Source organism: Mycobacterium sp. 852002-51152_SCH6134967 (assembly GCF_001667105.1).
Classification (GTDB): Bacteria; Actinomycetota; Actinomycetes; order Mycobacteriales; family Mycobacteriaceae; genus Mycobacterium; species Mycobacterium neumannii_A.
The window spans coordinates 1-1,315 of sequence record NZ_LZIK01000037.1 but is presented as its reverse complement, the minus strand read 5'-3'; the positions used below and the strand labels follow the sequence as shown (position 1 = coordinate 1,315).

Sequence of the window (1,315 nt, the reverse complement as noted above, 5' to 3'; positions counted from 1 at the left end):
TGTGATGTCTCGGGACATCGTTGACGGGTGTCCCGAGACATCGTTTACATGTCGACCCGGTTTTCGGGGGATTTTCCGCATTTGACGCCGCGTGGTTGGTAGTCGCGTGTGGGGTCGAGTTTGAGTTTCCTGATCAGTGTTGCGGTGTTTTTGTCGAGGACGCGGATGTTGAGGTCGTCGATTAGGACGAGGACTTGGGTGCCGCGTAGGTGTTTGGACAGGCCTATGTGGTGCAGGCGGCTGTTGTAGCGGATGGTGATGACTCCGCCTTTGTCGATTCTGTCGTGGCGTACCCGGTAGTGCGGGGCGATGGTGTAGCCCGTCGGGGTGGCTTTGGGTCGGGCGGTGTAGGCCTGCATCGGGGTGTGCCGGTGGCATGCGCGGTGGGGTCGGGTTTGGTTGTAGTAGTCGGTGAAGGCGTCGAGTTGGGTTTGTAGGTCGGCGACGGTCATCGCTGCGGGTTGGGCGCGGAGGTGTTTTTTGAGGGTTTGGTGGAAGCGTTCGACTTTCCCGCAGGTTTGTGGGTGATACGGCCGGGAGTTGATGTAGGCGACGCCGAGTTCGCCCAGCAGCACTTGCAGGGCGGTGCGGCCGCCGCGCCGGGGTGTGGCGGTGAAGATAGCGCCGTTGTCGGTGAGTACTGATGCTGGTGTGCCCCAACGGGTTATTGCGGCGGTGACGGTGTCGATGACGTCTGGGCCGGTGGTGACGCGTCGGGCGTGGCTGGCGATGGCTAGTCGGGAGTGGTCGTCGATGATGTTGAGGATTTCGACGGCGGTGTGGTCGGCGAGCTGCCAGTGGGTGACGTCGGCTTGCCAGCATTGGTTGGGCATATCGGCTTCGAAGCGTTTCCAGGCTGAGCGGGGGCGTTTGTGCGGTTGGGGGGTGACGAATCCGCGGCGGTGCAGGATGCGCCAGATCGTGGACACGGCTGGTATGTCGGTGATGGTTGGGTCGGCGGTCAGGTGGCTGGCGATGGTGTCAGCGCCGGCGTCATAGCCGCGTTTGGTCAGTGTTTTCCGCAGCCGCACGATCGTTTCTTCGATGGCGGGGTCCACGGCGCGGGGATTGTGGTGGGGTCGGCGTGAGCGCGGTTGAAACGCCGCTGTCCCTTCGCGCTGGTAGCGCTGACACAGCTGCTGAACCCAGTAGCGGGAGACGTCGTAATCGCGGGCTACCGCGCTTTTACTGCGACCTTCCAGCATCACCGCGGTGATGACGAGCTGCGCCTTCGACATAGCCGACCTCCAGGCTGAGCTGAGGTGTCAACTATGTCGCGAGACAGCTGCCAACTATGTCGTGGAATCAGACACTG

General features: G+C 62.4%; 1 protein-coding gene. It reads right to left on the bottom strand.

The genetic code is table 11. From position 1 onward, the window contains the following. Positions 1–44: 44 nt before the first annotated feature. Positions 45–1,238: an IS481 family transposase gene (locus A5790_RS12185; protein WP_066844195.1), complete on the bottom strand. Its 1,194-nt coding sequence runs from the start codon at positions 1,236–1,238 to the stop codon at positions 45–47. Positions 1,239–1,315: the final 77 nt, after the last annotated feature.

What these genes read in the sequence shown, in the direction of transcription:
- A5790_RS12185 (WP_066844195.1), bottom strand. Translation starts at nt 1,238, where the DNA reads ATGTCGAAGGCGCAGCTCGTCATCACCGCGGTGATGCTGGAAGGTCGC.